This is a genomic window from Pseudomonas sp. 14P_5.3_Bac1, assembly GCF_025466135.1.
Classification (GTDB): Bacteria; Pseudomonadota; Gammaproteobacteria; order Pseudomonadales; family Pseudomonadaceae; genus Aquipseudomonas.
Genome location: NZ_JANLOF010000082.1, coordinates 100372 through 127213 on the forward strand (window position 1 = coordinate 100372; position 26842 = coordinate 127213).

A 26842-nucleotide genomic window follows, 5' to 3' on the forward strand; every position below is an offset into this window, starting at 1 on the left:
GGCGCAAACTCTTTCAATGAATCTGCTCAAATCGTTGGCTGCCGTCAGCTCTATCACGATGATCTCCCGGGTTTTGGGGTTCGTGCGCGACACCCTGCTGGCGCGCATTTTTGGCGCCAGCATGGCCACGGATGCGTTCTTTATTGCCTTTAAACTGCCCAACCTGCTGCGACGCATCTTTGCCGAGGGGGCATTTTCCCAGGCGTTCGTGCCAATTCTGGCCGAGTACAAAAACCAGCAGGGCGAAGAAGCCACCCGCACCTTTATCGCGTACGTTTCGGGCCTGCTGACCCTGGTGCTGATGCTAGTCACCATCGCCGGCATGCTCGCCGCGCCCTGGGTGATCTGGGCCACGGCGCCGGGTTTTGCCAATACCCCGGAAAAATTCGCGCTGACCACTGATCTGCTGCGCGTGACCTTTCCTTATATATTGCTGATTTCCCTGTCGTCCCTGGCTGGGGCGATCCTCAACACCTGGAACCGCTTCTCGGTGCCAGCCTTCGTGCCGACGCTGCTGAACGTCAGCATGATTATTTTTGCGCTGTTCCTCACGCCGTACTTCGATCCGCCGGTGATGGCCCTGGGTTGGGCGGTGCTGGCGGGTGGCCTGGCGCAACTGCTGTACCAGCTGCCGCACCTGAAAAAGATCGGCATGCTCGTGCTGCCGCGCCTGAACCTCAAAGACACCGGCGTCTGGCGCGTGATGCGCAATATGTTGCCGGCGATCCTCGGGGTCTCCGTCAGTCAGATATCGCTGATCATCAACACCGCGTTCGCCTCGCTGCTGGTTTCAGGCTCAGTGTCCTGGATGTACTACGCCGACCGTCTGATGGAGCTGCCATCCGGCGTGCTCGGGGTGGCCCTGGGCACCATTTTGCTGCCAACCTTGTCGCGCACCTATGCGAGCAAGGACCGCCAGGAGTATTCGCGGATCCTCGATTGGGGCCTGCGCCTGTGCTTTATGTTGGTACTGCCGTGTTCTCTGGCCTTGGGCATCCTGGCCGAACCGCTGACCGTGTCGCTGTTTCAATACGGCCAATTCAGCGCGTTTGACGCCTCGATGACCCAGCGTGCGCTGGTCGCCTACTCCGTCGGGCTGCTCGGCATTATTGTGATCAAGGTGCTGGCGCCGGGGTTCTACGCCCAGCAAAACATCCGCACACCGGTCAAGATCGCAATCTTCACTCTGATCGTCACTCAACTGCTTAACCTGGTGTTCATCGGTCCGCTGGCTCACGCCGGCCTGGCCCTGGCCATCAGCGCTGGTGCCTGCATCAATGCCGGCCTGTTGTTTTACCAACTGCGTAAACAACAGATGTATCAGCCGCAGCCGGGCTGGGGCATGTTCGCCCTCAAGCTGCTCGTGGCGGTGGCGACCATGTCGGCCGTGTTGCTGGGCCTGATGCACTTTATGCCCGCCTGGGACCAAGGCCATATGCTGGAGCGCTTCATGCGCCTGGGCATTTTGGTGGTTGCCGGCGTGGTGGTGTACTTCGGGATGTTGCTGCTGCAAGGCTTTCGTCTGCGTGATTTCAATCGCAAGTCCCTGGGATAGAGAGTTTGCCGCGATAAAACGATGGTTTTATCGATTCGATCCATTTGGCCTGCGCTGTTGCCTGTCGTCCGGGGCCGGGTGTGGTTATAATCGACCACTTTATGAGCAAGAAGCGCGTTATGCAGCTGGTTCGAGGTCTCCACAACCTGCGCCCCGAGCATCGGGGCTGCGTCGCCACTATTGGCAACTTTGACGGTGTTCACCGTGGCCACCAGGCTATCCTGGGCCGGCTGCGTGAACGTGCGGTCGAGTTGGGCGTGCCCAGCTGCGTGGTGATTTTTGAGCCGCAGCCACGGGAATTCTTTACCCCTGAAACGGCGCCGGCACGGTTGGCTCGTTTGCGCGACAAGCTGCAGCTGCTGGCCGAAGAGGGCGTGGACCGTGTTCTTTGTCTGGCCTTCAACCAGCGTCTGCAAAGCCTCAGCGCCGCCGAGTTCGTCGACCGTATTCTGGTAGATGGCCTGGGCGTACAGCACCTGGAGGTCGGCGACGACTTCCGTTTCGGTTGCGACCGCGTCGGGGATTTCGACTTCCTGCAACACGCCGGTGTGAATCAAGGTTTTACCGTCGAAGCCGCGCAAACCGTCGAACTGGACGGCCTGCGTGTGAGCAGTACCCAGGTGCGTAACGCCCTGGCCGCTGCCGACTTCGCCTTGGCCGAGCGTTTGCTCGGTCGCCCGTTCCGCATTGCCGGGCGGGTACTGCACGGCCAGAAGCTGGCGCGCCAACTGGGCACGCCAACCGCCAATGTGCAACTCAAGCGCCGTCGTGTGCCACTCACCGGGGTTTACCTGGTGAGCGTCGACATCGACGGCCAATCGTGGCCGGGAGTCGCCAACATAGGCGTCAGGCCCACGGTTGCAGGTGATGGCAAGGCCCACTTGGAAGTTCACCTTTTGGATTTTGCCGGTGATTTATATGACCGGCGTTTGACGGTGGTTTTCCACCAGAAGCTGCGTGAAGAGCAGCGTTTCGCCTCCCTTGAGGCGTTGAAAACGGCGATCAATGCGGATGTCGCCGCCGCCCGTGCACTAGCCGCACCTAGCGCCCATCGCTAACCGAAGAGCCTTAAATGACCGACTATAAAGCCACGCTAAACCTTCCGGACACCGCCTTCCCAATGAAGGCCGGCCTGCCACAGCGCGAACCGCAGATCCTGCAGCGCTGGGACAGTATTGGCCTGTACGGAAAGTTGCGCGAAATTGGCAAGGATCGTCCGAAATTCGTCCTGCACGACGGCCCTCCTTATGCCAACGGCACGATTCACATCGGTCATGCGCTGAACAAAATTCTCAAGGACATGATCCTGCGCTCCAAAACCCTGTCGGGTTTTGACGCACCTTATGTTCCGGGCTGGGACTGCCACGGCCTGCCAATCGAGCACAAAGTCGAAGTGACCTACGGCAAGAACCTGGGCGCGGATAAAACCCGCGAACTGTGCCGTGCCTACGCCACCGAGCAGATCGAAGGGCAGAAGTCCGAATTCATCCGCCTGGGCGTGTTGGGCGAGTGGGACAACCCGTACAAAACCATGAACTTCAAGAACGAGGCCGGGGAAATCCGTGCCTTGGCTGAAATCGTCAAAGGCGGTTTCGTGTTCAAGGGCCTCAAGCCCGTGAACTGGTGCTTCGACTGCGGTTCGGCCCTGGCCGAGGCGGAAGTCGAGTACGAAGACAAGAAGTCCTCGACCATCGACGTGGCCTTCCCGATCGCAGACGACGCCAAGCTGGCCGAGGCCTTTGGCCTGGCGAGTCTGAGCAAGCCGGCTGCCATCGTGATCTGGACCACCACCCCGTGGACCATCCCGGCCAACCAGGCGCTCAACGTGCACCCTGAATTCACCTACGCCCTGGTGGACGTCGGTGACCGCCTGCTGGTGCTCGCTGAAGAAATGGTCGAAGCCTGCCTGGCGCGTTACGAGCTGCAAGGTTCGGTGATCGCCACGACGACCGGTACCGCGCTGGAACTGATCAACTTCCGCCACCCGTTCTATGACCGTCTGTCGCCGGTGTACCTGGCTGACTACGTTGAGCTGGGTTCGGGCACGGGTGTGGTTCACTCCGCACCGGCCTACGGCGTTGACGACTTTGTGACCTGCAAAGCCTACGGCATGGTCAACGACGACATCCTCAACCCGGTGCAGAGCAATGGCGTGTACGCGCCGTCGCTGGAGTTCTTCGGCGGCCAGTTCATCTTCAAGGCTAACGAGCCAATCATCGATAAGCTGCGTGAAGTCGGTTCGCTGCTGCACACCGAAACCATCAAGCACAGCTACATGCACTGCTGGCGCCACAAGACCCCGTTGATCTACCGCGCCACCGCGCAGTGGTTTATCGGCATGGACAAAGAGCCGACCAGCGGCGACACCCTGCGTGTGCGCTCGCTCAAAGCCATCGAAGACACCAAGTTCGTCCCGGCCTGGGGCCAGGCGCGCCTGCACTCGATGATCGCCAACCGCCCGGACTGGTGCATCTCCCGTCAGCGTAACTGGGGCGTGCCGATCCCGTTCTTCCTGAACAAGGAAAGCGGCGAGCTGCACCCACGTACCGTCGAACTGATGGAGGAAGTCGCCCTGCGTGTTGAGCAGGAAGGCATCGAAGCCTGGTTCAAGCTGGACGTCGCCGAGCTGCTGGGCGACGAAGCGCCGCTGTACGACAAGATCAGCGACACCCTCGACGTGTGGTTTGACTCCGGCACCACTCACTGGCACGTGCTGCGCGGTTCGCACCCGATGGGCCACGAGACCGGCCCGCGTGCCGACCTGTACCTGGAAGGTTCGGACCAACACCGCGGCTGGTTCCACTCCTCCTTGTTGACCGGCTGCGCCATCGACAACCACGCGCCATACCGCGAACTGCTGACCCACGGTTTTACCGTCGACGAGACGGGCCGCAAGATGTCCAAGTCGCTGAAAAACGTGATCGAGCCGAAGAAGATCAATGAAACCCTGGGCGCCGACATAATGCGTCTGTGGGTAGCCTCGACCGATTATTCGGGCGAAATCGCCGTGTCGGACCAGATCCTGGCCCGTAGCGCCGATGCCTACCGCCGTATCCGTAATACCGCACGCTTCCTGCTGTCGAACCTGACCGGTTTCAACCCGGCCACCGACCTGCTGCCGGCCGAGGACATGCTCGCCCTCGACCGTTGGGCAGTGGACCGTACCCTGTTGCTGCAGCGCGAGTTGCAGGAACACTACGGCGAATACCGCTTCTGGAACGTGTACTCCAAGATCCACAACTTCTGCGTGCAGGAACTGGGCGGTTTCTACCTCGACATCATCAAGGACCGCCAGTACACCACCGGCGCCAACAGCAAGGCACGCCGTTCGGCGCAGACCGCGCTGTACCACATCTCTGAAGCGCTGGTGCGCTGGATCGCGCCGATCCTGGCCTTCACCGCCGACGAGCTGTGGGAATACCTGCCGGGCGAGCGTAACGAATCGGTGATGCTCAACACTTGGTACGAAGGCCTGACCGAACTGCCGGCCGACTTCGAACTGGGCCGCGAGTACTGGGAAGGCGTGATGGCCGTCAAAGTGGCGGTGAACAAGGAGCTGGAAGTGCAGCGTGCGGCCAAGGCCGTCGGTGGCAACCTGCAAGCCGAAGTCACCCTGTTTGTCGAGGAAGGCCTGAGCGCCGACCTGGCCAAGCTGAGCAACGAACTGCGCTTCGTGCTGATCACCTCGACTGCCAGCCTGGCACCGTTTGCTCAGGCACCTGCGGACGCGGTAGCCACCGAAGTGCCGGGCCTCAAGCTTCAAGTGGTCAAGTCGGCCTTCCCTAAGTGCGCCCGTTGCTGGCACTGCCGTGAAGACGTTGGCGTGAACCCTGAGCATCCGGAAATCTGCGGTCGTTGCGTCGACAACATCAGCGGTGCTGGCGAGGTTCGCCACTATGCCTAACACCAGCCGTTTCGGACGTCTGGGCTGGCTCGTACTGAGCGTGCTGGTGCTGGTCATTGACCAGCTCAGCAAGGCTCACTTCGAAGGTGCCTTGCAGATGTACCAGCAGATCGTGGTCATCCCTGACTACTTCAGCTGGACCCTGGCCTACAACACCGGCGCTGCCTTCAGCTTTCTCGCTGACAGCTCCGGCTGGCAGCGCTGGCTGTTCGCGTTGATCGCGGTCGTGGTCAGTGCAGTCCTGGTGGTCTGGCTTAAGCGCCTGGGTCGCGATGACACCTGGCTCGCGATCGCCCTGGCCCTGGTGTTGGGCGGCGCGCTGGGCAACCTGTACGACCGCATTGCCCTGGGCCATGTGATCGACTTTATCTTGGTGCATTGGCAGAACCGCTGGTACTTCCCGGCGTTCAACTTTGCCGACAGCGCCATCACCGTCGGTGCAATCATGCTGGCGTTGGACATGTTCAAAAGCAAGAAAACCGGAGAGACCGTCAATGACTGATCAGGTATTGGCTGAGCAACGCATCGGCCAGAACACGGAAGTCACTTTGCATTTCGCACTGCGCCTGGAGAATGGCGACACGGTCGACAGCACGTTCGACAAAGCCCCGGCGACCTTCAAGGTCGGCGACGGCAACCTGCTGCCGGGTTTTGAGGCGGCGCTGTTCGGTTTCAAGGCCGGTGACAAGCGTACCCTGCAGATCCTGCCGGAAAACGCCTTTGGCCAGCCCAACCCGCAAAACGTGCAGATCATCCCGCGTTCGCAGTTCCAGGACATGGACCTGTCGGAAGGCCTGTTGGTGATCTTTAATGATGCGGCGAATACCGAGCTGCCTGGTGTGGTGAAAACCTTCGATGACGCGCAAGTGACCATCGACTTCAACCACCCGTTGGCCGGTAAAACCTTGACGTTTGACGTTGAAATCATCGACGTTAAAGCGCTCTGATCAACGACGCTGGCTCCTGTGGGGGCTGGTTTATGTGGGAGCTGGCTTGCCTGCGATAGCATCACCTCGGTGTACCTGATACACCCAGTCGTCTGCATCGCGGGCAACCCCGGCGCCCACAGGGGCTCACTCCTGTAGAGTTGAGTTGATCCAATTTCTTGCCCTGCAAGACACGAGGCACAGCATGCAAATCAAACTCGCCAACCCCCGTGGCTTCTGCGCCGGTGTGGACCGGGCGATCGAAATCGTCAATCGCGCCCTGGAAGTCTTCGGGCCGCCGATTTACGTGCGTCATGAAGTCGTCCACAACAAATTTGTGGTCGAAGACCTGCGCGCACGCGGTGCCATCTTTGTCGAAGAGCTCGATCAGGTGCCGGACGACGTTATCGTCATCTTCAGCGCGCACGGTGTTTCCCAGGCCGTGCGTACCGAGGCTGCCGGTCGCGGCCTCAAGGTATTCGACGCCACCTGCCCCCTGGTGACCAAGGTGCACATCGAAGTCGCGCGCTACAGCCGTGATGGCCGTGAATGCATCCTGATCGGCCATGCCGGCCACCCGGAAGTCGAAGGCACCATGGGCCAGTACGACGCCAGCAATGGCGGCGCGATTTACCTGGTGGAAGACGAAAAAGACGTTGCCAACTTGCAGGTGCAAAACCCCGAGCGGCTGGCCTTTGTCACGCAGACCACCTTGTCGATGGACGATACCAGCCGTGTAATCGATGCCTTGCGCACGCGATTCCCGGCCATTGGTGGCCCGCGCAAAGACGACATCTGCTATGCCACACAAAACCGTCAAGACGCGGTCAAGCAATTGGCCGATGAGTGCGATGTCGTGCTGGTGGTCGGCAGCCCCAACAGCTCCAACTCCAACCGCTTGCGCGAACTGGCCGAGCGCATGGCCACGCCGGCCTACCTGATCGACGGCGCTGAAGACATGCAGCGCAGCTGGTTCGACGGTGTCGAGCGTATCGGCATTACCGCGGGCGCGTCGGCGCCGGAAGTGCTGGTGCGCGGTGTGATCCAGCAACTGCAGGCATGGGGTGCCACCGGTGCCGATGAATTGGCTGGCCGTGAAGAGAACATCACGTTCTCCATGCCCAAGGAGCTGCGGGTTCGCTCGCTGCTCTGAGTGCCAAGGTGCCGGCGTCATTCCGGCATAACGCCTGCTCGGTGGTGTCACTGCGCAGGCTGATGCGCCCGCTGGGGGCAAGTACCACCTGAAACAGGCTTTGTGGCTGATCCGCGTCGCACACGTGCACAGTGCCTGCACGGAACCCTCCCGCTGAAAAAATCGGCTCGCCCAATCCGCTGAAGCGTACCTCGCTCTTCACGGGCCCATTGCCTACGATCGCTACCTGCCCGCTGTCCTGTCGTTCCAGCAGCACCGGATTGTTCTCGTCCAAGTGGCCGCGTCCGCTTTCGTCCAGTATCACTCGCCATCCCTGGCTCCAGTTTTCATCCCACGCGTGAATGATTACCGCACGATTGCGCGCAATGGCCTCGGTGCGGGCATAGCGCATGCCGCTGGCCAAAGCCTGCGCAGCTGTTTGTCGTTGCTGCGACTCAAGCAAGCCTCTGAAACCGGGCACTGCGAGATTTGCCAGGATGCCGCTCAGCAACAGGCTCAGCAGAAGCTCGACCAGGGTGAATCCGCGTTGCGTCATGTGTCGTCCCTCCATGGACGGGTTCACTGTTTCAGGTGACAGGCATAGGTATAGCCGCCAGTTCCTAGAGGGGAGTGATGGCCTTTATGTCCAAAGTATTTCCCTTTGTTCCGGCAGCAGCGCCAGCCGAAAACCGGCGCTAGTCTTGGGCCGCACAGCAGGTTTTTCCTGCTTTTCTCCGGCCTTCGACAGGGATGACGACGGTGATGCTTGTTTGTCCGAACCTAAAATTTGCCTGCGTCTTACCTCGCCACCAATCCGGCATGACGCTGATCGAGGTGCTGGTGGCCGTGCTGATTCTTGCGGTCGGGTTGCTGGGCGCGGCGGTGATCCAGCTCAACGCACTCAAATACACCGACAGCTCAAGGATGATCAGCCAGGCCAGTTTCATTGCCTACGACATGCTCGACCGGGTTCGCGCCAACTTGGGCGTCGACTATTCATGGAGCCGAACCGAAGGCGCGCCGCTCGGTACGGCCAGCGCCAGCGTGCGTGACCTGGACCTGCACGACTTCGAAGCAAATATCGTCGGGTTTGCCGGAGCGAGTGCAAAAGGCTCCGTCGTGGTCAGTGGCAGCGAGGTGACCGTCAGTATCAGCTGGGACGACGCCAGGGGCGCGAACCGCAGCGGCGCACGGGAAACCTTCACCCTCGCCAGTCGCATTGCCAGCGAGCCTGGGGTGGCGAAATGAATCGCTTTGCACGGGGATTCAGCCTGGTGGAGCTGTTGCTGGCGCTGTCTGTCGGGTTGGTGCTGATCCTCGGGGTCAGCCAAGTCGTCATCAGCGTTCGAGCCACCCACGCCAGCCAGCAGGCAGCCATGTTGCTGCAGGATGATGCGCGGTTTGTGCTGGGCAAGATGATTCAGGACATTCGCCAGGCGGGTGTGTTTGGCTGCCTGGCGACGGCCTCTATCGATAATGCGCCGGCGGCCTTTGATCGACCGGTCGGCTGGAGCACCTCGGGCAGCTCGAGGTCACTGACATTAGTCACCCCGGATGCAAGTGGAGAGGGTGGCAGGCCCGACTGGACGGTACTTTCCGACTGCGTGACCACGGCCCAGGCCTATGCGGGCAACTCGCCGACGCCCGCGCCTGGCCAGAGCCGGTTTGCGATACGCCAGCTCACCTACACCTTTGAAGCGGGCCAACTGAAAGTCAGTACACCGGCTGCGCCGGCCAAGGCGGTTCTGGTGGATAACGTACAGGCGTTCGACCTCAGTTTCGGTGTGGCAGCCAAGCCCGGCTCGGCTCGCGTTGCGCGCTATGACCCCGCCCCGGCCGACGAATCACTGATACGCAGCGTGCGTATCCGAATGACGCTGCGAGACCCGACGGGGCGCGTTCAGGATCAGGCCTACAGCGTCGTGGCAGCGCTGCGCAACAGGTTGGAGTAGAGCCATCATGCGCAACTTTGACGGCTTCCATCCACGGCAGACGGGCATGGTCCTCTTGATCAGCCTGGTGTTTTTGCTGGTGTTGTCACTGATTGGCCTGGCCTCGATGCAAGGGGCCGTGTCCCAGCAAAGGATTGCCAGCGGCGTCTGGCATCGCAATCAATCATTTCAAAGTGCAGAAAGCGGCCTGAGGTTGGGGGAATCAATGGTCCGTCGCGCGGGGTCGATGTTGCCGTTATGCCAGTCGATAAGCGCCTGCGCACCGCCACCGGAGTCGTTTTCTGTGGTTGGCACCGGGCAGCGTTCTGTTTCAGCGGTCAGTTGGGTTGCCTTCAAGGGCGGCCTGTACGGCATTCAGGCGCTGGGGCAGGGCACAGGGCTGACGGGTTTACCTCTGCACACATCTGCCAGGTTATACCGCGTGACGGCGGTGGGCTTCAGTGGCCAATCGCGCACGGTTCTGGAGACGGTCTATGCGCAGGTCAACGAAGCAGCAGGGGCGAGATTTCGTCGGATTTTATGGCGGCAACTTCAATAAGGAGCGTATCAATGGGCAAGGATTGCCAGGGTTTTACCTTGATCGAGTTATTGATCGCTGTCGCGATCATCGCGTTTCTGGCCGGGATCGCTTACCCGGCGTATACCGGGCATGTAAAAAAGGCCTATCGCGCAGAAATCGTTGCGTTGTTGTCCGAGCAAGTCCATTACCTGGAGCGCTTTTACACGCGCAACGGCACTTTTATTGATGCAAGCGGCGTCAGTGCGGGTAATGAACGCTATAGAATCGGCGCTGCATTGAACCCTCAGGACTTCACCCTGGTGGCCACGCCTGCCGTCGGCTCAGTCATGGCAGGCGACCCATGCGCTGAATTCAGCCTGAGCAGCTCCGGCGTGCGCAGCAACCCGGGCGCGGCACCTGGAGTGTCGCGCAAGGCGTGCTGGGGGCAATGATGAGAGTGCTGGATGAGTGGGCGCCCGGTGCGCTTTTCCCTTTTTATCGGCTGGATCAAATGATGGCTAAGCAACAGCAAGTGGTGATTGTCGGTGGCGGAGTAATCGGGTTGTTGACGGCGTACAACCTGGCCACCCAAGTGCAGGCCGTCATACTGCTGGAGCGCTCCGGGCTTGGCCAGGAGTCCTCCTGGGCCGGCGGCGGGATCGTGTCGCCGCTGTATCCGTGGCGCTATAGCCCGGCGGTCACCGCGCTGGCGCATTGGTCCCAGGATTTTTATCCGCAATTGGCCGAACGTCTGTTCGCGGCCACGGGTGTTGATCCAGAGGTTCATACCACGGGCCTTTACTGGCTGGACCTGGAAGACGAGGCCCAGGCGTTGGCCTGGGCTGCCCGCGAGGGACGGCCGCTGAGCAAAGTGGATGTGTCGGCTGCGCACGATGCCGTGCCGGTACTGGGCGGCGGGTATTCCCAGGCGATTTACATGGCGGACGTGGCCAATGTGCGCAACCCGCGCCTGGTCAAATCCCTCAAGGCGGCGCTGTTGGCGCTGCCTGGTGTGACCCTTCATGAGCAGTGCGAAGTACAGGGTTTTGTACTTGAAGGCGAAGACGTAGTGGGCGTGAATACCGCTGCGGGACCGATTCTTGGCGACCAGATAGTGTTGGCTGCGGGTGCCTGGAGCGGTGAGTTGCTTGGCAAGTTGGGCTTGGCGCTGCCGGTGGAGCCGGTCAAAGGCCAAATGATTTTGTACAAATGCGCCTCGGATTTCCTTTCGAGCATGGTCCTGGCCAAGGGGCGTTATGCGATCCCACGGCGTGATGGGCACATTCTGATCGGCAGCACGCTTGAACACGAAGGGTTCGACAAGACCCCGACCGACTCGGCGCTGGAAAGCCTCAAGGCTTCGGCTGTGGAGTTGATTCCTGCCTTGGCGGACGCCGAGGTCGTGGGGCATTGGGCCGGTTTGCGGCCCGGCTCACCGGAAGGTATCCCTTATATCGGTGAAGTCCCGGGCTTCAAAGGGTTGTGGCTCAATTGCGGGCATTACCGCAATGGCTTGGTGCTTGCGCCGGCATCCTGCCAGTTGTTTGCCGACTTGTTGCTGGGGCGTACGCCGATCATTGACCCGGCGCCTTATGCGCCCGCAGGTCGAATCAACGCTGGATAGACTTCGGCCCCTGTTCCAGGTGTGCCTGAGTGCAATACCACTCCTGGCGTGAACTCAGCGCGCGATCCTGCGGCAAGTGCACGCCGCAGTGGGCGCAGCGCACCATCAGGGCTGCGTCAGGCTCGCTGGCGCGTTGCTGCCGGGCGGCCGGGCTTTTGAATTTGCGCCAGAACCATACCGCGGCAGCAATGACGGCAATCCAGAACAGTAGACGAAGCATGATGGGCAGTTTCTCGACAAGGAATGCGCCAGTTTAGCCAAGGTCGTGGCAGGCGCACAGCGCAATAACGCCGGGCAATAAAAAAGGAGCCTCGAAAGGCTCCTTCTTGATGACGCTGAGTGCAATCAGTCGAATACGCCGAACGTCATGTAGCTGAACCACGAACGATCTTCGTTGTTGCCAAGGGCCTGCGGCTCTTGCTCTTCGATCACATCGCCATTCTCGTCATGCGGCTTGAGCTCCGACGGAATTGCTTCCTTGGCGTCCTGGAACTGTTTGATCACGTCCTGGTTGGCGCGGGTTTCGCCCGGCGGCAAGGGTGGACGGGAACTGATCAGGCCCAGGGTGTACTTGCTCAGCCACGAACGGTTGTCTGTTTCGGCAACCCGAGGCACAAACTGGCCGTCTTTCAAGCTTGGCGAGTCTGGGTAGTTGAGCTTCAGGGTTTCCAGGCTGGTGGCTGCCAATGCATCCAGGTGCAACGCCTGGTAAGCCTCGGTCATCACCGCCAGGCCGTCACCCACGGAAGGGGTTTCCTGGAAGTTCTCCACTACATAGCGCCCACGGTTGGCGGCAGCCACGTATGCCTGACGGGTCAGGTAGTAGTCAGCCACGTGAATCTCGTAGGAAGCCAGCAGGTTGCGCAGGTAGATCATGCGCTGCTTGGCGTCCGGCGCGTAGCGGCTGTTGGGGTAGCGGCTGGTCAGCTGGGCGAACTCGTTGTAGGAGTCGCGGGCAGCGCCGGGGTCACGCTTGGTCATGTCCAGCGGCAGGAAGCGCGCCAGCAGGCCCACGTCCTGGTCGAACGAGGTCAGGCCTTTCATGTAGTAGGCGTAGTCCACGTTCGGATGCTGCGGGTGCAGGCGGATAAAACGCTCGGCGGCGGATTTGGCAGCTTCCGGCTCGGCGTTCTTGTAGTTGGCGTAGATCAGCTCGAGCTGTGCCTGGTCGGCGTAGCGCCCGAACGGATAACGTGACTCCAGGGCCTTCAGCTTGGCTGTGGCACTGGTGTAGCTATTATTGTCCAAGTCTTTTTGAGCTAATTGATACAGCTCGACTTCGCTCAGGTTTTCGTCGACGACTTCCTTTGTTGACGAGCAAGCAGCAGTCATGGCGAGGATGGCGATCAGCAGCAGGTGTTTCACTTGCATGGCGGCTTGCGTCCCTATGACGGCCGCTGTCTTGGGCGGGGCCGTCCTGTTATGATGAGCGCCCCGTTGAAAGCCTCGGGGCAAAAGACGCCGTATTTAACCACAAGCGCGCAGCCGAAACCAAAGGCTGTGCCACGCCTAGTCTGAGCATGTCCGATAAAATTGAACTTCGCGCAGAGGTGCCGTCCGAATTGGGCGGCCAACGCCTCGATCAAGTCGCCGCACAATTATTCGCTGAGCACTCGCGCTCGCGCCTTTCCGCCTGGATCAAAGACGGCCGCCTGACTGTGGATGGAGCGGTTATCCGCCCGCGAGACATAGTCCATGGCGGTGCGATTCTTGAGCTGACTGCCGAGCAGGAAGCCCAGGGAGAATGGGTCGCCCAGGACATCGAGCTGGACATCGTCTATGAAGACGATGACATCCTGGTCATCAATAAACCCGCAGGCCTGGTGGTTCACCCGGCCGCCGGGCACGCTGATGGCACCTTGCTCAATGCCTTGCTGCACCACGTGCCGGACATCATCAATGTCCCGCGCTGCGGCATCGTGCACCGCCTGGACAAAGACACCACCGGCTTGATGGTGGTGGCCAAGACCATCCAGGCCCAGACGCAACTGGTCACACAGTTGCAGAGCCGTAGCGTCAGCCGCATCTACGAGTGCATCGTGATCGGCGTGGTGGTGGCGGGTGGCAAGATCAACGCCCCTATCGGTCGCCACGGCCAGCAGCGTCAGCGTATGGCGGTGATGGAAGGCGGCAAGCAGGCCGTCAGCCACTACCGTGTGCTGGAGCGTTTCCGGTCCCACACTCACGTGCGGGTCAAGCTGGAAACCGGCCGTACGCACCAGATCCGCGTGCACATGGCGCACATTAACTTCCCGTTGGTCGGAGATCCGGCCTACGGCGGTCGCTTCCGTATTCCGCCGGCGGCGAGTCAGACCATGGTTGAATCGCTGAAATCTTTCCCGCGTCAGGCGCTGCATGCACGTTTCCTGGAGCTGGATCATCCGACGAGCGGTAAGCGGATGAGCTGGGAATCGCCTCTTCCAGACGATCTGGTCTGGTTGTTGTCGCTGCTCAAGCAGGATCGCGAGGCGTTTATCGGATGAATGACTGGCTGATTCCTGACTGGCCTGCGCCGGCTCAGGTTAAAGCCTGCGTCACCACCCGTGCGGGCGGCGTCAGTCTGGCGCCGTTCGACAGCCTCAACCTGGGCGATCATGTCGAGGACAGCCTTGAAGCCGTCCTTGAGAATCGCCGTCGCCTGACCGACGCCTTTGATATTCAGCCTGCGTGGCTGCGCCAAGTTCACGGGGTGACCGTGGTCGAGGCTGACCCCTCGCGCATCGCCGAAGCCGATGGCAGCTGGACCAGCACGCCTGGTATCGCCTGCACATCCATGACTGCCGATTGCCTGCCCGCGTTGTTCTGCAACCGCGCCGGTACTCGCGTGGCGGCCGCCCATGCCGGTTGGCGTGGGCTGGCAGCGGGTGTGCTCGAAGCGGCTTTCGAAAGCCTGGGCTGCGAACCTGCCGATGTATTGGTCTGGCTGGGCCCTGCCATTGGCCCGCAAGCCTTTGAAGTCGGCCCGGAGGTGCGTGAAGCCTTCATGCAGCAGCTGCCGACGACCGCCGAAGCCTTCGTGCCAAGCCACAATCCCGCCAAGTACATGGCCGACATCTACCAGTTGGCGCGCCTGCGGCTCGCCGCACGTGGAATCACCGCTGTCTATGGTGGCGGTTATTGCACCGTGACTGACCCGCGCTTCTTTTCTTACCGTCGCAGCCCTCGCACGGGTCGATTTGCCTCCCTTATCTGGCTTGAGCGCTAGACTCACTTGACTTGGGTCAACGCTGATCCACATCCACGATAGCCCGCTTGAATCCTGCAGAATCCACCCCATCTATAGGGGTATCTGGCAGGTTTCTTCATTCAGGATGCGTTTTTCGCGAGCAAGCTCGCTCGCACATAGCTCCGGCCTGCTCAAAAGGAAGGTGACTAATGCGTATTGATCGTTTAACCAGCAAATTGCAGTTAGCTCTATCGGACTCCCAATCCCTGGCGGTCGGCCTCGACCATCCGGCCATTGAGCCTGCGCACTTGATGCAGGCGCTTCTGGAGCAGCAAGGTGGTTCTATCAAGCCCTTGCTGATGCAGGTGGGCTTTGACGTCAACAGCCTGCGTAAAGAGTTGAGCAAAGAGCTCGACCAACTGCCAAAAATCCAAAACCCTACCGGCGACGTGAACATGTCGCAGGACCTGGCGCGCCTGCTTAACCAGGCAGATCGCCTGGCTCAGCAAAAAGGTGATCAGTTCATCTCCAGCGAACTGGTGCTGCTCGCCGCGATGGACGACAACAGCAAGCTTGGCAAATTGCTGCTGGGCCAGGGCGTGAGCAAAAAGGCCTTGGAAAACGCCATCAACAACCTGCGTGGTGGCGAGGCGGTGAATGACCCCAACCACGAGGAGTCGCGCCAGGCCCTGGACAAATACACGGTCGACCTGACCAAGCGCGCCGAAGAGGGCAAGCTTGACCCAGTGATCGGCCGTGATGACGAAATTCGTCGCACCATCCAGGTGCTGCAACGCCGCACCAAGAACAACCCGGTGCTGATCGGTGAACCTGGCGTGGGTAAAACCGCGATTGCCGAAGGCCTGGCCCAGCGCATCATTAATGGTGAAGTGCCGGACGGTCTTAAAGGCAAGCGTCTGCTGTCTTTGGACATGGGCTCGCTGATCGCCGGCGCCAAGTTCCGTGGCGAGTTCGAAGAGCGCCTGAAATCCCTGCTTAATGAACTGTCGAAGCAGGAAGGGCAGATCATTCTGTTCATCGACGAACTGCACACCATGGTCGGCGCCGGTAAAGGCGAGGGCTCGATGGATGCCGGCAACATGCTCAAGCCCGCACTGGCGCGCGGTGAGCTGCATTGCGTTGGCGCCACCACGCTGAACGAGTATCGCCAGTACATCGAGAAAGACGCAGCCCTTGAGCGTCGTTTCCAGAAAGTGCTGGTGGAAGAACCCAGCGAAGAAGACACCATCGCGATCCTGCGTGGCCTGAAAGAACGCTATGAGGTCCACCACAAGGTGGCGATCACTGACGGCGCGATTATTGCGGCGGCCAAATTGAGCCATCGCTACATTACTGACCGCCAGTTGCCGGACAAGGCCATCGACTTGATCGACGAAGCGGCCAGCCGTATTCGCATGGAGATCGACTCCAAGCCGGAAGTGCTCGACCGTCTGGATCGGCGCCTGATTCAGCTGAAGGTTGAGTCCCAGGCCCTGAAGAAAGAAGAAGACGAGGCTGCGAAGAAACGCCTGGAAAAACTCCAGGAAGAAATCGTGCGTCTGGAGCGTGAATATTCAGACCTCGAGGAAATCTGGACTTCGGAAAAAGCCGAGGTGCAGGGTTCTGCGCAGATCCAGCAAAAGATCGAGCAGTCCCGTCAGGAGCTGGAAGCCGCGCGCCGTAAAGGTGACCTGAACCGCATGGCCGAGTTGCAGTACGGGGTGATCCCGGACCTGGAGCGCAGCCTGCAAATGGTCGACCAGCATGGTAAGCCCGAGAACCAGTTGCTGCGCAGCAAGGTGACCGAGGAAGAAATCGCCGAAGTCGTTTCGAAGTGGACCGGTATTCCCGTGTCGAAAATGCTCGAAGGCGAGCGCGACAAGTTGCTGAAGATGGAAAGCCTGTTGCACCAGCGCGTCATCGGCCAGGAAGAGGCCGTGGTGGCTGTGTCCAACGCGGTACGGCGTTCCCGGGCCGGCTTGTCCGACCCGAACCGTCCGAGCGGCTCGTTCATGTTCCTCGGCCCGACCGGCGTGGGTAAGACCGAGCTGTGCAAGGCTTTGGCTGAGTTCCTGTTTGATACCGAAGAGGCCATGGTGCGGATCGATATGTCCGAATTCATGGAGAAACACTCGGTGGCTCGCTTGATCGGCGCCCCACCAGGCTACGTGGGCTACGAAGAGGGTGGTTACCTGACCGAAGCCGTGCGTCGCAAGCCTTACTCGGTGATCCTGCTGGACGAGGTCGAGAAGGCCCACCCGGATGTGTTCAACATCTTGCTGCAGGTGCTGGAAGATGGCCGTTTGACGGACAGCCACGGGCGTACCGTGGATTTCCGTAATACGGTGATCGTGATGACCTCCAACCTGGGCTCGGCGCAGATTCAGGAGTTGGTGGGGGATCGCGAGGGCCAGCGCGCTGCGGTAATGGATGCACTGACCACTCATTTCCGTCCGGAATTTATCAACCGGGTCGATGAAGTGGTGATCTTCGAGCCTCTGGCGCGGGATCAGATCGCGGGCATCACCGAGATCCAGTTGGGACGTCTGCGCGGCCGCCTGGCCGAGCGCGAGCTCGATCTGGAGCTGAGCAGCGAGGCGTTGGACAAGCTGATCGCGGTGGGTTACGACCCGGTGTATGGCGCACGGCCACTGAAGCGTGCGATCCAGCGCTGGATCGAGAACCCATTGGCGCAGTTGATCCTGTCGGGCAGCTTCATGCCGGGCACCAGCGTCACGGCGACTGTGGAAAACGACGAAATCGTCTTCCACTGAGCCCAGCCTGTATGGCTATAAGAGGAGGCCTCGCATTGCGGGGCCTTTTTTTTCGATAGGGCGTTGAACTGTAAGGCAAAGGCTTGTAAAGTGCGCCCCGCAGCAACGTCAGCCCACGGGTTTCTTCTCCCCAAGAAGAAATCAGAAAGAAGCGCAAATCATTGTCTTAAAAGCAATTTAAAGGGTTGACAGGGGTTTTTAAGATTGTAGAATAGCGCGCCTCAGAGACATGAACGTAGCGATACGGACAAGCCGAAGAGAACGTTTCAACGCAGTAAAGTTACACATTTGAAATATGCAGTTCCGTGATAGCTCAGTCGGTAGAGCAAATGACTGTTAATCATTGGGTCCCAGGTTCGAGTCCTGGTCACGGAGCCAATTTCAAAACCGGGGTATAGCGCAGTCCGGTAGCGCGCCTGCTTTGGGAGCAGGATGTCAGGAGTTCGAATCCCCTTACCCCGACCATTTTTGGGTCGTTAGCTCAGTTGGTAGAGCAGTTGGCTTTTAACCAATTGGTCGTAGGTTCGAATCCCACACGACCCACCATTTTTGAGACCAGTTAACGCTGGGATCAGATCTTAAGATCAGAGGTCAAAAGCCCTGGTCGCAGAAGGCGACTGAAAGGTCGCCTTTTTTTTACCGGGGTATAGCGCAGTCCGGTAGCGCGCCTGCTTTGGGAGCAGGATGTCAGGAGTTCGAATCCCCTTACCCCGACCATATTAAAAATCCTCGTATCGAAAGATACGGGGATTTTTTTTGCCTGTTGTTTGGCCTCACTTGTGCGAATTCCAAACAGATATTGTGCTGATGGGTGCGTTGGTGCACTGGTCGCGGCCTCCTAGACTGGGCCTCGTCCATTCACTCGCCTCAAGGAATCTGCATGATGACCCTCACTCCAGCCGCTCACCCTGTCCGTTCGCTATCTGCCGTACTCAAGTCCACGCTTGTTGGCTTCGGGATGATGGTGGGCCTCGGCCATTACGCTGTCGCCGCCGAAACAGCCACACACCCGCAGCCGACCATTCGCGCGATGTTGGGGGCGAAGCCGACCGACCGTCTTGACCCGAAAACCACCGCGTTGGTGGTCATCGACTTCCAGAATGAATACTTCACCGGCCGCATGCCGATCCCTGACGGCATGAAAGCCCTGGAAAACACCCAGCGTCTGATCAAGTTTGCCGACAAGGAAAACATCCGGGTCATTCACGTGCAGCACATCGCCCCGGACGACGCGGCGGTCTTCGCCAAGAATGGCAAAACCGTCGATTTTCACCCGCTGATGAAGCCACGTGCACAAGACACGCTTGTGCAGAAGACCACGGTCAGCGTGTTTGCCAGCACCGACCTGGATGCGCAATTGAAGAAAGCCGGCGTCAAAACCCTGATTATCAGTGGCCTGATGACTCACGCCTGTGTCGCTGGCGCCGCCCGTGACGCCGCGCCGTTGGGCTATGACGTTGTGGTAGCATCCGATGCCAGTGCCACACGGGCTATTACCCGCGCCGATGGCCGTTCGGTAACCAAGGATGAGTTGCACAACTCGGCACTGGCTGAAATCGAAGACACCTTCGGTTCGGTGCTGACCACCTCGCAAATTATCGCTTTGCCGGTTAACTGATTCCCCTGACCACCTTGGGATCGCCTGCTTCATGAACCAGTTATCTGCCATGCGCGCCTTTCGGTGCATCGTCGAAGCCAAGGGTTTTTCTGCAGCCGCAGAGCGCCTGGAGACCACGCATTCGACGATATCCCGGCAATTGCAGCAATTGGAGATTGAGCTGGGCGCCCAACTGATCAACCGCAACACGCGACGCTTCAGTCTGACGGGTGCCGGGGAGCAGTACTACGCAGCGTGCGTGGATATCCTTGATCGTCTCGACGCCGCATCCCAGGCCATCGCCCATGGGCACCAACGCCCCGAAGGCCTGCTGAGAGTCAGTGTGCCGCTGGTGGTGGGCACACTGGATCTGCCGCACTGGCTACCGGGTTTTCAACGACGCTATCCGGATATTGAGCTGCAGCTGTGCTGTGATGATCAGTTCGTCGACCTGGTGGCCGACGGGTTTGATGTCGCGATACGCATTGCCAGCGCCCTGGCGGATACGTCATTGATTGCCCGCACGTTGACGATTTCCAGCCAGGTTCTGGTCGCGTCGCCGAGCTACATCGGTCGCCATGGGTTGCCCCGTTCGGCGCAGGAACTCGACAACCATCACTTGCTGACTTTCATTGGTGCGTCGTCGGATTGGCAACTGAGCGCGGCGCGTGGCGCGGTGGTTACGGTCACCCCATCGGGGCGGTTCAGCACCAACACCATCAGCGCGTTGCACGCGGCCACGTTGGCGGGGGCGGGCATTGCGTGTTTCACCCAGGCCACAGTGCACAGCGACTTGGCGCACGGTCAGCTTGTGCGAATTCTGCCCAATTATTCATTGGGCGAGCGGCACTATTACGCCCTTTATCCACAGTCCCGGCACCTGGCGCCGAAGGTGCGGGCGTTTGTCGACTATATGGCTGAGTTCTACCAGCAGCTCTAGCCCAATAAAAAATCCCCCTATCGTGTGATACGGGGATTTTTTTGCTGCCGTTCAGTCAATCAGTGCAGCTTGAGCCTTGGCTCGGTGCCGCGCCCGATCTTGCTGCCGAGCATCAGCATGGCCGTGCGGAAGAAACCGTACAACGCCATCTGGTGCATGCGGTACAGCGATACATAGAACATCCGCGCCAGCCAGCCTTCCAGCATCACGCTGCCGGTCAGGTTGCCCATCAAGTTACCCACCGCCGAGAAACGTGACAGCGAGATCAGCGAGCCGTAGTCGGTGTACTTGTAGGACGGCAGGTCCTTGCCTTCAATCCGCAGTTTCAGCGACTTGGCCAGCAACGAAGCCTGCTGGTGAGCGGCTTGTGCGCGGGGCGGTACATTGCGGTCGGTGCCTGGTTGCGGGCAGGCGGCGCAGTCGCCGAAGGCGAAGATATTTTCGTCGCGGGTGGTTTGCAGCGTCGGCAACACCTGCAATTGGTTGATGCGGTTGGTTTCCAGGCCGTCGATGTCCTTGAGGAAGCCTGGCGCGCGAATCCCGGCGGCCCACACCTTCAAGCTGGCCGGAATGACCTGGCCGCTGCTGGTGATCAGCGCGTCGGCCGTCACTTCGCTGACCGCCGAATTGGTCAGCACCGTCACCCCGAGTTTCTCCAGGGTTTTATGCACCGGCCCGCCAATTCGTTCCGGCAGCGCAGGCAATACCCGTGGGCCGGCTTCGATCAGGGTGATGTGCATGTTTTCCGGTTTGATCTTGTCCAGGCCGTACGCTGCCAGCTCGTGGGCGGCGTTATGCAGCTCGGCAGCCAGCTCAACGCCGGTGGCGCCAGCGCCGACGATGGCGACGCTGATCTGTTCAATGGTATCGGTCTGCCCGGCATGGGCGCGCAGGTAGTGGTTGAGCAACTGCTGGTGGAAACGCTCGGCCTGTTTGCGTGTGTCGAGGAACAGGCAGTGTTGCGCTGCGCCCTCGGTGCCGAAGTCATTGGTGGTGCTGCCGACTGCGATCACCAGGCTGTCATAGCCCAGCACGCGCGCAGGCACCAGTTCGCGGCCTTCTTCGTCAAGGGTGGCGGCCAGCTGAATCTTTTTCTGTTCACGGTCAAGCCCGCTCATGCGCCCCAGCTGAAACTCGAAGTGGTTCCATTTGGCTTGGGCGACGTAGTTGAGTTCGTCTTCCGAAGAGTTCAGCGAGCCGGCAGCCACTTCGTGCAGCAGTGGCTTCCAGATATGGGTCAGGTTGGTGTCCACCAGCGTGATGTTGGCGGTGCCGCGCTTGCCCAGAGTCTTACCCAGGCGGGTAGCCAACTCCAGGCCGCCGGCGCCGCCGCCGACGATAATAATACGATGGGTCATGGGGATATCTCGCAAGGCTAAAAGAAATCGGAGCAGTTACCCTCGCGAGCGCCAGGCAGCTCATAGCGTCAGGTAACTCAAAAGGCGGCTCAGCAGACCGAGCCCGATCACCGCCACCAGCACCACACCAAGGAGCAGCCACGGCCGGAAAGGCTTGCGCTCGACTCGGTTCTGGGAGAGTTGCAGGTACTCTTCGACATGCTGTTGGTCATCGGGGTTCAGGCGGCTGGTCATAAAGGCCTCGTCAGGTAGACGTTGCAAAAGGGCGCCACGTTACAGTCGGGAGATTGGCGGTATCGCCACAAGCGTAGCCTGTGCCCGCGTCACAGGCTGATGCCCACGTCGAATACTATGCTGCGGCCCAAGTTGTTGCGCAAGAAATCCGGGGCATCAGGATGAGCGAACAGCACGCGGGCAAAGGTCGGCCCGACCAGCGACAGCGAGCGCCAGCCCTGGCGCAGGTATTCGGTGGGAGGCGGGAAATGGCTGTTGAGGTCCAGCACTTCGCGCTTGAGACTGGCGAAGGCGATGAGGTCCAGCTCGCCCAGGTCAATGCCACGTTCTTTGTAGTTGTGCGCTTTTTTGCGCAGCGTCGGCGCCAGGCGCAACAGGAACTCATGGGCGGGGATACGCCGCGGCTTGGCTTCGCGCCGGACCAACTGGCTCAGGGAAAACGCGCTGCGTCGGCGCAGCAACTCGTCGCGCCATTCGTCGTTCAGGCGTCGGCCTTCATCCAGTACAAAAAACACCTCGAAACTGGCGTCGCGAAACAACACATCCGGCGGTTCTTGACCGGCGGCATGAAACTCCTCGGCCCGGTAGGGCACATTCAAGCCTTGCAGCAGGCGCTGGCAGACCCAACGCTCACGCTCCCATTTGCGGGCATTGGACAGGAACGCATTGGCTTGTTCGGCCGCTACGGTGAGCAGGCGCAAGTAATCTGAGTCATCCATATTTGCAGCTTAGCGTCCAAATGATGACCGCAGGAAGTCTTGCTTTAAACGGCCGGTGTAGACTGGCTACTCGACCCTCATCCGAATCAAGGAGTCTGCGGTGAAGTTTTTCGTGGTGCTGTTGCTGAGCCTTTTACCGTTGTGGGCCCAAGCTGTTGAGGTGGGTGAGCGCGTGGCGCCATGGACCCTGCTCGACCAGTTCGACCAGGCCTACACCCTGGATGACCAGGCGCAGATTCTGCTGGTAGCCCGCAGCATGGACGCCGCCAAGCGGGTAGATGCCGCGCTGCAAGGCCAGCCCAAGGGCTACCTCGAAGCGCGCCACGCGGTGTTCATCGCCGATATCCAGCGCATGCCCCGGCTCATCGCCAAGCTGTTCGCCGTGCCGGCGATGCAGGCCTACAACTACCGGGTCATGCTGGACCGTGATGCGCGTATCGCCCCGCGTTACCCAGGGGCTGTGGATAAAGTGCTGTGGCTGCAACTCGATAGCGGCAAGGTGATTGCGCAGCACGAATTCAGCTCCGCCGACGAGCTGCGCCAGGCACTGGAGCAGGTGAAGCCGTGATCAGTGCCGCCGTGCTGGCGCCGCAAACCCTCAGCATCGGCTGGCTGTTGTATGCGCCCGTGGTGATGTGGGCAATCCTGCGCTCGCCATGGGTCGAGCTGTTTGCCGACCGGCGGCGTCAGCATCTGCTGTTTGGTACGGTGTTCGCGCTGTTCATGTTGTGGCTGGTGCGGCGAGATTTCGATACTGGCGTTTCCTACCACTTTATCGGCATGACCGCCGTGACCCTGCTGCTCGACTGGCCTCTGGCAATCGTCGGCGGGTTGGCGGCGCAGTTCGGGCTGTTGCTGCTGGGGCGTCAGGACCTGGCCGCTGTCGGGGTCAATGGCCTGCTGCTGATCGTGTTGCCGGTACTGATCACGGAAGGCTGTGCAGTGCTGGTAGAGCGCGCCCAACCCCGCAATCCCTTTGTGTATATCTTCTGCTCGGGCTTCTTTGCCGCCGCGCTGTCGGCGCTGCTCTGCTTGCTGGCTGCGCTGGGGTTGCTGTGGTTAGACGGCCGTTTCGCGATGCCGGAGTGGCTGGAAGACTTCATCGGCTACCTGTGGCTGATCATCTTCCCCGAAGCCTTCATCAACGGCATGGTCATCAGCGCCCTGGTGGTGTTTTGCCCGGAGTGGCTTGAGACCTTCAACCGTACGCGCTACCTCTCTGCGCCATGGAACGACGACGATTCGCGGCGTTGACCCAGATCAAATCCCGGGCGGCCACACAGGCCCATGCTCTGCGAAATTTATGAAGGAGCGTGGGGCATGAGTGTGTACGAATGGGCACGGCAGGAGTTGCGCAGAAGTCAGGACGCCGCGCAGGAAATCGGTTTCGACCCAGGCTTGACCTTGCGCGCCATGCTCAGCGCCGTGGTGCAGCAGAGTAAAGGCGTACGCAGTTTCGAAGACCTGGCCGACGAGCTGCAATACCTTGCAGAGAACCTCGACGACCAGCAGGAATACGCCTTTATGCGGCCTTAGTGCTTAGGCTGAAAGTCTTCGGAGAACAGCTCGTCTTCGGCATCCGGGCTGACCGGAATCTTGTGCTCTTCCGATGCCCAGGCGCCCAGGTCGATGAGTTTGCAACGGTCCGAGCAAAACGGCCGATTGAGGTTGTCTGTTTTCCATTCCACGGGTGCACCGCAGGTTGGGCAGTCGACGGTCATAGGTTGGCTCATGATCGGCCTCCACGCAAAGTAAGGTAAAAGTGGTGCAGTCGCTCGACCTCGCTGTGCAGCCAGGCGAGGTCCTGGTCATTGACCAGTACGTCATCGGCATGGTTCAGGCGGTCTTCACGGCTGGACTGGGCCTTCAGAATCGCCTGCACCTGCTGTTCGCTGATGCCGTCGCGCTGCAGGGTACGCTGAATCTGCAGTGATTGCGGCACGTCAATCACCAGGATGCGCTGGGTCATGCTGTACTGGCCGGACTCGATCAGCAGCGGTGACACCAGGATTGCGTAAGGCGACCGCGCGCGCGCCAGGTGGCTGCGAATCTCCTCGCCGATCAGCGGGTGCAGCAAGGCTTCCAGCCAGCGGCGTTCTTGCGGGACCTCAAAGATCAGTTTGCGCAACGCGGCGCGGTCCAGTTGGCCGTCGGGTAACAGCACGCCTGCACCGAAGTGCTCGGCGATTTGCGCCAGTGCCGGGCGCCCGGGCTCAACCACCCAGCGAGCCGCATGGTCGGCGTCGACCAGGTCGATGCCCAAATCCATGAAGTGCTGGGCGGCCGCGCTTTTGCCGCTGCCGATGCCGCCGGTGAGGCCAAGAATCCAGGGTGTTGCAACAGAAGTGGTCATTTGAAACCGACAGACTGCAAATAGAAGTCGGTTATTTGACCACCCCAGAGCAATGCAATCCAGCCGGCAATCGCCAGACACGGACCAAACGGCATTGGGGCCGACGCCTGGGGCTTGCGCAAGCGCAGCAGGATCAGCCCGGCAAGCACCCCGAGCAACGAAGACATCAGCAGTGTCATCGGCAGAATCTGCCAGCCACCCCAGGCGCCGAGCAAGGCCAATAACTTGAAGTCGCCATAGCCCATGCCGTCCTTGCCGGTGATCACCTTGAACAGCCAGAACACCGTCCACAGGCTCATGTACCCAATGACCGCACCCCAGAGCGCATCCGGCAGCTTCACCAGCAAGCCAACACTGTTGAGGATCAGCCCCAGCCATAACAGCGGCAGCACCAGAACGTCGGGCAGCAGCTGATGATCCACATCGATCAGGCTCATCGCCAGCAACCCCCAGCTCAGCAGCATCACCGCACCGGCTTGCCAGCCGAAGCCGAAATGCCAGGCCACCGCCGCCGAGACCAGCGCGCCGGCAAGTTCGGTGAATGGGTAGCGGGCACTGATAGGTTCTCGGCAATGGGCACAACGGCCCTTGAGCAGCAGGTAGCTGAGCAGCGGAATATTTTCCCACGCGCGAATCGGATGATTGCACCGGGGGCAGCAGGAATGGGGGCGCATCAGGTTGTAAGCCGGGCCCGCAGGGTCAGCAGGCAATCCGAGCACTTCTTGGGCCTGGGCGCGCCATTCGCGCTCGAGCATTTTCGGCAGGCGCCACACCAGCACATTGAGGAAACTGCCGACAATCAGGCCCAGCACCAGCGCCATCCCGACAAAGAGCCACGGTTGTTCATTCAGCAACGGGTTCAAAATGCCGACCCCAGCTGGAAAACTGGCAGGTACATGGCGATCACCAGTGCGCCGACGATGCCGCCCAATACCACCATGATCAGGGGCTCCATCAGGCTGGTGAGGTTATCGACCAGGTTTTGCACATCGGCCTCGTAGTGATTGGCGACTTTTTCCAGCATGCGATCCAGGGTTCCCGACTCTTCCCCGATGGCCGTCATCTGGATTGCCATACTGGGAAACAGGCGGCTGTTGGCCATGGATTGGTGCAACTGCATGCCAGTGGATACATCGTGACGCATATGTTCGATCGCCTGTTTGAACAACCCATTTCCGACCGCCCCCGCCACGCAATCCAGCGCCTGCACCAACGGCACGCCCGCGGCGAAGGTCGTTGAGAGTGTGCGGGCGTAGCGGGCAACCGCGGTTTTTTTCAGCAGTGTGCCTGCCAGGGGCGCGTTCAACAAACCGAGGTCCAGCCAACGGCGAAAACCGGAAGATGCCCGATAGGCGTGGCGCAGCCCGATAATTGTCGCGGCCAAACCCAGTGCCACCATCCACCAGGCACGCTGCAGGAACTCGGACAAGGCAATGACACTCAGGGTGAAGCCCGGCAGTTTGCCATCGACGCCGGCGAACAGGTTCTGGAACTGCGGCACCACGTGGATTAGCAAGACCGTGCTGACCAGGCCTGCAACCACGATGACGGCGATGGGGTAGGTCATGGCCTTCTTGATGCGCGCCTTGAGCTGCTGGCTTTTCTCCAGATGGATGGCAACGCGCTCCAGCAGCGTTTCCAGGGCGCCGGCGTGCTCGCCGGCGGCAATCAGGTGGCAATACAGGTCATCGAAATAGCGCGGTTGTTTTTTCAGCGCTGTCGCCAGGTTGTTGCCGGCAGCGATTTCCTGTTTCAGGCCCTTTATCAGCTCGCGCATCAGGCGGTTGTCGAAGCCTTCGCCAATAATGTCGAACGCTTGCAACAGCGGTATGCCAGCCTTCAGTAATGTCGCCAGCTGGCGGGTGAACAGGGCAATATCGGCGGGTTTTATCGGCGGGGCGAAGCTTGGCAGGCGTGGGGTTTTCTTGCGGATTCGGCCGGGGCAAATCCCTTGCTCACGCAGTTGTGCCTTGATCAGCGCCAGGTTCTGGCCTGTGGTTTGCCCGCAGACTCTGCGTCCTTTACGGTTGATGCCTTCCCAGGCGTAGATCGTTGCAGCGTCATTCATGTCACGTTTCCGCACACAGGTCGTTGAAGATTTATAGCTTA

29 protein-coding genes and 4 tRNA genes are annotated in these 26842 nt (G+C 60.2%); 23 read left to right on the top strand and 10 right to left on the bottom strand.

The window, feature by feature from the left end; genetic code table 11:
- Nucleotides 1–16 precede the first annotated feature (16 nt).
- The 6 genes from murJ to ispH all read left to right on the top strand — a co-directional run bounded on the left by murJ (nt 17) and on the right by ispH (nt 7538).
- Nucleotides 17–1555, top strand: a complete 1539-nt coding sequence (gene murJ / locus NTD89_RS24090; protein WP_145165592.1) for a murein biosynthesis integral membrane protein MurJ — start codon at nt 17–19, stop codon at nt 1553–1555.
- 119 nt (nt 1556–1674) lie between these two features.
- Entirely contained in the window at nt 1675–2613 is a 939-nt protein-coding gene (gene ribF / locus NTD89_RS24095; protein WP_064450635.1) for a bifunctional riboflavin kinase/FAD synthetase, read from the top strand.
- A 14-nt stretch (nt 2614–2627) separates the two neighbouring features.
- Nucleotides 2628–5459 (top strand): isoleucine--tRNA ligase, encoded by a 2832-nt coding sequence (ileS, locus tag NTD89_RS24100; RefSeq protein WP_262210079.1) that lies wholly within the window; start codon nt 2628–2630, stop codon nt 5457–5459.
- Nucleotides 5452–5961, top strand: coding sequence for a signal peptidase II (gene lspA, locus NTD89_RS24105; protein ID WP_106578588.1), 510 nt, complete (start codon nt 5452–5454; stop codon nt 5959–5961). Before ileS ends, lspA begins: the two co-directional genes overlap by 8 nt.
- A 7-nt stretch (nt 5962–5968) precedes the next feature.
- Nucleotides 5969–6406 carry an FKBP-type peptidyl-prolyl cis-trans isomerase gene (gene fkpB, locus NTD89_RS24110; RefSeq protein WP_010213263.1) on the top strand — a complete coding sequence of 146 codons (438 nt, stop codon included), beginning with the start codon at nt 5969–5971 and terminating at the stop codon, nt 6404–6406.
- A 184-nt stretch (nt 6407–6590) separates the two neighbouring features.
- Entirely contained in the window at nt 6591–7538 is a 948-nt protein-coding gene (ispH, locus tag NTD89_RS24115) for a 4-hydroxy-3-methylbut-2-enyl diphosphate reductase (protein ID WP_083360219.1), read from the top strand.
- Here ispH and NTD89_RS24120 read toward each other — a convergent pair.
- Nucleotides 7492–8073, bottom strand: coding sequence for a GspH/FimT family pseudopilin (locus tag NTD89_RS24120; protein WP_262210080.1), 582 nt, complete (start codon nt 8071–8073; stop codon nt 7492–7494). The genes ispH and NTD89_RS24120 overlap by 47 nt on opposite strands.
- Before the next feature lie 206 nt (nt 8074–8279).
- Between NTD89_RS24120 and pilV the strand changes: the two genes are divergently transcribed.
- The 5 genes from pilV to thiO all read left to right on the top strand — a co-directional run bounded on the left by pilV (nt 8280) and on the right by thiO (nt 11592).
- Nucleotides 8280–8765 (top strand): type IV pilus modification protein PilV, encoded by a 486-nt coding sequence (gene pilV, locus NTD89_RS24125; RefSeq protein WP_262210082.1) that lies wholly within the window; start codon nt 8280–8282, stop codon nt 8763–8765.
- Nucleotides 8762–9469 carry a PilW family protein gene (locus tag NTD89_RS24130; protein ID WP_262210084.1) on the top strand — a complete coding sequence of 236 codons (708 nt, stop codon included), beginning with the start codon at nt 8762–8764 and terminating at the stop codon, nt 9467–9469. The genes pilV and NTD89_RS24130 overlap by 4 nt, the downstream gene beginning before the upstream one ends.
- A gap of 7 nt (nt 9470–9476) precedes the next feature.
- Complete coding sequence (locus NTD89_RS24135; protein ID WP_262210086.1) at nt 9477–10007, top strand: PilX N-terminal domain-containing pilus assembly protein; 531 nt, start codon at nt 9477–9479, stop codon at nt 10005–10007.
- An 11-nt stretch (nt 10008–10018) separates the two neighbouring features.
- Nucleotides 10019–10420: a type IV pilin protein gene (locus tag NTD89_RS24140; RefSeq protein WP_262210088.1), complete on the top strand. Its 402-nt coding sequence runs from the start codon at nt 10019–10021 to the stop codon at nt 10418–10420.
- Between the two features lie 62 nt (nt 10421–10482).
- Nucleotides 10483–11592 (top strand): glycine oxidase ThiO, encoded by a 1110-nt coding sequence (gene thiO / locus NTD89_RS24145; RefSeq protein ID WP_262210089.1) that lies wholly within the window; start codon nt 10483–10485, stop codon nt 11590–11592.
- On the opposite strand, the gene NTD89_RS24150 is transcribed toward thiO, so the two are convergent.
- Together NTD89_RS24150 and NTD89_RS24155 are read right to left on the bottom strand one after the other, a co-directional pair.
- Complete coding sequence (locus NTD89_RS24150) at nt 11579–11812, bottom strand: PP0621 family protein (RefSeq protein WP_092240641.1); 234 nt, start codon at nt 11810–11812, stop codon at nt 11579–11581. The two genes, thiO and NTD89_RS24150, sit on opposite strands and share 14 nt — an antisense overlap.
- Nucleotides 11813–11937: 125 nt before the next feature.
- A complete protein-coding gene (locus NTD89_RS24155; protein ID WP_106578596.1) occupies nt 11938–12963 on the bottom strand; it encodes an outer membrane protein assembly factor BamD in 1026 nt (341 codons plus the stop codon).
- A gap of 149 nt (nt 12964–13112) precedes the next feature.
- Between NTD89_RS24155 and rluD the strand changes: the two genes are divergently transcribed.
- The 9 genes from rluD (at nt 13113) to NTD89_RS24200 (ending at nt 20069) form a co-directional block, all read left to right on the top strand.
- Complete coding sequence (rluD, locus tag NTD89_RS24160; protein WP_005784662.1) at nt 13113–14075, top strand: 23S rRNA pseudouridine(1911/1915/1917) synthase RluD; 963 nt, start codon at nt 13113–13115, stop codon at nt 14073–14075.
- Nucleotides 14072–14797, top strand: coding sequence for a peptidoglycan editing factor PgeF (pgeF, locus tag NTD89_RS24165; RefSeq protein WP_262210093.1), 726 nt, complete (start codon nt 14072–14074; stop codon nt 14795–14797). The genes rluD and pgeF overlap by 4 nt, the downstream gene beginning before the upstream one ends.
- Nucleotides 14798–14967: 170 nt before the next feature.
- Nucleotides 14968–17532 carry an ATP-dependent chaperone ClpB gene (clpB, locus tag NTD89_RS24170; protein WP_242194788.1) on the top strand — a complete coding sequence of 855 codons (2565 nt, stop codon included), beginning with the start codon at nt 14968–14970 and terminating at the stop codon, nt 17530–17532.
- Nucleotides 17533–17834: 302 nt separating this feature from the next.
- A tRNA-Asn gene (locus tag NTD89_RS24175) sits at nt 17835–17910 on the top strand.
- Between the two features lie 10 nt (nt 17911–17920).
- Nucleotides 17921–17997 (top strand) — tRNA-Pro (locus NTD89_RS24180).
- A 5-nt stretch (nt 17998–18002) separates the two neighbouring features.
- A tRNA-Lys gene (locus NTD89_RS24185) sits at nt 18003–18078 on the top strand.
- Nucleotides 18079–18172: 94 nt separating this feature from the next.
- A tRNA-Pro gene (locus NTD89_RS24190) sits at nt 18173–18249 on the top strand.
- 166 nt (nt 18250–18415) lie between these two features.
- A complete protein-coding gene (locus NTD89_RS24195) occupies nt 18416–19150 on the top strand; it encodes a cysteine hydrolase family protein (protein WP_242195074.1) in 735 nt (244 codons plus the stop codon).
- Nucleotides 19151–19181: 31 nt separating this feature from the next.
- Complete coding sequence (locus NTD89_RS24200) at nt 19182–20069, top strand: LysR family transcriptional regulator (protein ID WP_178119740.1); 888 nt, start codon at nt 19182–19184, stop codon at nt 20067–20069.
- Nucleotides 20070–20128: 59 nt separating this feature from the next.
- On the opposite strand, the gene NTD89_RS24205 is transcribed toward NTD89_RS24200, so the two are convergent.
- From NTD89_RS24205 to NTD89_RS24215, 3 genes are all read right to left on the bottom strand, one after another.
- Nucleotides 20129–21427: an NAD(P)/FAD-dependent oxidoreductase gene (locus tag NTD89_RS24205; RefSeq protein WP_145165303.1), complete on the bottom strand. Its 1299-nt coding sequence runs from the start codon at nt 21425–21427 to the stop codon at nt 20129–20131.
- Nucleotides 21428–21487: 60 nt separating this feature from the next.
- Nucleotides 21488–21661, bottom strand: a complete 174-nt coding sequence (locus NTD89_RS24210) for a DUF3094 family protein (protein WP_064450648.1) — start codon at nt 21659–21661, stop codon at nt 21488–21490.
- An 89-nt stretch (nt 21662–21750) separates the two neighbouring features.
- Nucleotides 21751–22380 carry a DUF1780 domain-containing protein gene (locus NTD89_RS24215; RefSeq protein ID WP_145165302.1) on the bottom strand — a complete coding sequence of 210 codons (630 nt, stop codon included), beginning with the start codon at nt 22378–22380 and terminating at the stop codon, nt 21751–21753.
- 100 nt (nt 22381–22480) lie between these two features.
- Between NTD89_RS24215 and NTD89_RS24220 the strand changes: the two genes are divergently transcribed.
- The 3 genes from NTD89_RS24220 to NTD89_RS24230 all read left to right on the top strand — a co-directional run bounded on the left by NTD89_RS24220 (nt 22481) and on the right by NTD89_RS24230 (nt 23916).
- Complete coding sequence (locus NTD89_RS24220; RefSeq protein ID WP_145165300.1) at nt 22481–22948, top strand: FAD/FMN-containing dehydrogenase; 468 nt, start codon at nt 22481–22483, stop codon at nt 22946–22948.
- Complete coding sequence (locus NTD89_RS24225; RefSeq protein WP_262210096.1) at nt 22945–23634, top strand: energy-coupling factor ABC transporter permease; 690 nt, start codon at nt 22945–22947, stop codon at nt 23632–23634. The genes NTD89_RS24220 and NTD89_RS24225 overlap by 4 nt, the downstream gene beginning before the upstream one ends.
- Nucleotides 23635–23700: 66 nt before the next feature.
- Nucleotides 23701–23916 (top strand): hypothetical protein, encoded by a 216-nt coding sequence (locus NTD89_RS24230; protein WP_003171680.1) that lies wholly within the window; start codon nt 23701–23703, stop codon nt 23914–23916.
- Here the strand turns inward: NTD89_RS24230 and yacG are convergent.
- Genes yacG through NTD89_RS24250 form a run of 4 tightly spaced genes read right to left on the bottom strand, consistent with a single transcriptional unit; the run spans nt 23913 to nt 26801 of the window.
- Nucleotides 23913–24113, bottom strand: a complete 201-nt coding sequence (yacG, locus tag NTD89_RS24235) for a DNA gyrase inhibitor YacG (RefSeq protein WP_145165296.1) — start codon at nt 24111–24113, stop codon at nt 23913–23915. The genes NTD89_RS24230 and yacG overlap by 4 nt on opposite strands.
- Entirely contained in the window at nt 24110–24733 is a 624-nt protein-coding gene (gene coaE / locus NTD89_RS24240) for a dephospho-CoA kinase (RefSeq protein WP_262210097.1), read from the bottom strand. The genes yacG and coaE overlap by 4 nt, the downstream gene beginning before the upstream one ends.
- Nucleotides 24730–25596: an A24 family peptidase gene (locus NTD89_RS24245; RefSeq protein WP_315975620.1), complete on the bottom strand. Its 867-nt coding sequence runs from the start codon at nt 25594–25596 to the stop codon at nt 24730–24732. The genes coaE and NTD89_RS24245 overlap by 4 nt, the downstream gene beginning before the upstream one ends.
- On the bottom strand, nt 25593–26801 hold the full coding sequence (locus NTD89_RS24250) for a type II secretion system F family protein (protein WP_262210099.1): 1209 nt from the start codon (nt 26799–26801) through the stop codon (nt 25593–25595). Before NTD89_RS24250 ends, NTD89_RS24245 begins: the two co-directional genes overlap by 4 nt.
- Nucleotides 26802–26842: the final 41 nt, after the last annotated feature.

What these genes read in the sequence shown, in the direction of transcription:
- murJ (WP_145165592.1), top strand. Translation starts at nt 17, where the DNA reads ATGAATCTGCTCAAATCGTTGGCTGCCGTCAGCTCTATCACGATGATC.
- ribF (WP_064450635.1), top strand. Translation starts at nt 1,675, where the DNA reads ATGCAGCTGGTTCGAGGTCTCCACAACCTGCGCCCCGAGCATCGGGGC.
- ileS (WP_262210079.1), top strand. Translation starts at nt 2,628, where the DNA reads ATGACCGACTATAAAGCCACGCTAAACCTTCCGGACACCGCCTTCCCA.
- lspA (WP_106578588.1), top strand. Translation starts at nt 5,452, where the DNA reads ATGCCTAACACCAGCCGTTTCGGACGTCTGGGCTGGCTCGTACTGAGC.
- ispH (WP_083360219.1), top strand. Translation starts at nt 6,591, where the DNA reads ATGCAAATCAAACTCGCCAACCCCCGTGGCTTCTGCGCCGGTGTGGAC.
- NTD89_RS24120 (WP_262210080.1), bottom strand. Translation starts at nt 8,073, where the DNA reads ATGACGCAACGCGGATTCACCCTGGTCGAGCTTCTGCTGAGCCTGTTG.
- pilV (WP_262210082.1), top strand. Translation starts at nt 8,280, where the DNA reads ATGCTTGTTTGTCCGAACCTAAAATTTGCCTGCGTCTTACCTCGCCAC.
- NTD89_RS24130 (WP_262210084.1), top strand. Translation starts at nt 8,762, where the DNA reads ATGAATCGCTTTGCACGGGGATTCAGCCTGGTGGAGCTGTTGCTGGCG.
- NTD89_RS24135 (WP_262210086.1), top strand. Translation starts at nt 9,477, where the DNA reads ATGCGCAACTTTGACGGCTTCCATCCACGGCAGACGGGCATGGTCCTC.
- NTD89_RS24140 (WP_262210088.1), top strand. Translation starts at nt 10,019, where the DNA reads ATGGGCAAGGATTGCCAGGGTTTTACCTTGATCGAGTTATTGATCGCT.
- thiO (WP_262210089.1), top strand. Translation starts at nt 10,483, where the DNA reads ATGGCTAAGCAACAGCAAGTGGTGATTGTCGGTGGCGGAGTAATCGGG.
- NTD89_RS24150 (WP_092240641.1), bottom strand. Translation starts at nt 11,812, where the DNA reads ATGCTTCGTCTACTGTTCTGGATTGCCGTCATTGCTGCCGCGGTATGG.
- NTD89_RS24155 (WP_106578596.1), bottom strand. Translation starts at nt 12,963, where the DNA reads ATGCAAGTGAAACACCTGCTGCTGATCGCCATCCTCGCCATGACTGCT.
- rluD (WP_005784662.1), top strand. Translation starts at nt 13,113, where the DNA reads ATGTCCGATAAAATTGAACTTCGCGCAGAGGTGCCGTCCGAATTGGGC.
- pgeF (WP_262210093.1), top strand. Translation starts at nt 14,072, where the DNA reads ATGAATGACTGGCTGATTCCTGACTGGCCTGCGCCGGCTCAGGTTAAA.
- clpB (WP_242194788.1), top strand. Translation starts at nt 14,968, where the DNA reads ATGCGTATTGATCGTTTAACCAGCAAATTGCAGTTAGCTCTATCGGAC.
- NTD89_RS24195 (WP_242195074.1), top strand. Translation starts at nt 18,416, where the DNA reads ATGACCCTCACTCCAGCCGCTCACCCTGTCCGTTCGCTATCTGCCGTA.
- NTD89_RS24200 (WP_178119740.1), top strand. Translation starts at nt 19,182, where the DNA reads ATGAACCAGTTATCTGCCATGCGCGCCTTTCGGTGCATCGTCGAAGCC.
- NTD89_RS24205 (WP_145165303.1), bottom strand. Translation starts at nt 21,427, where the DNA reads ATGACCCATCGTATTATTATCGTCGGCGGCGGCGCCGGCGGCCTGGAG.
- NTD89_RS24210 (WP_064450648.1), bottom strand. Translation starts at nt 21,661, where the DNA reads ATGACCAGCCGCCTGAACCCCGATGACCAACAGCATGTCGAAGAGTAC.
- NTD89_RS24215 (WP_145165302.1), bottom strand. Translation starts at nt 22,380, where the DNA reads ATGGATGACTCAGATTACTTGCGCCTGCTCACCGTAGCGGCCGAACAA.
- NTD89_RS24230 (WP_003171680.1), top strand. Translation starts at nt 23,701, where the DNA reads ATGAGTGTGTACGAATGGGCACGGCAGGAGTTGCGCAGAAGTCAGGAC.
- yacG (WP_145165296.1), bottom strand. Translation starts at nt 24,113, where the DNA reads ATGAGCCAACCTATGACCGTCGACTGCCCAACCTGCGGTGCACCCGTG.
- coaE (WP_262210097.1), bottom strand. Translation starts at nt 24,733, where the DNA reads ATGACCACTTCTGTTGCAACACCCTGGATTCTTGGCCTCACCGGCGGC.
- NTD89_RS24250 (WP_262210099.1), bottom strand. Translation starts at nt 26,801, where the DNA reads ATGAATGACGCTGCAACGATCTACGCCTGGGAAGGCATCAACCGTAAA.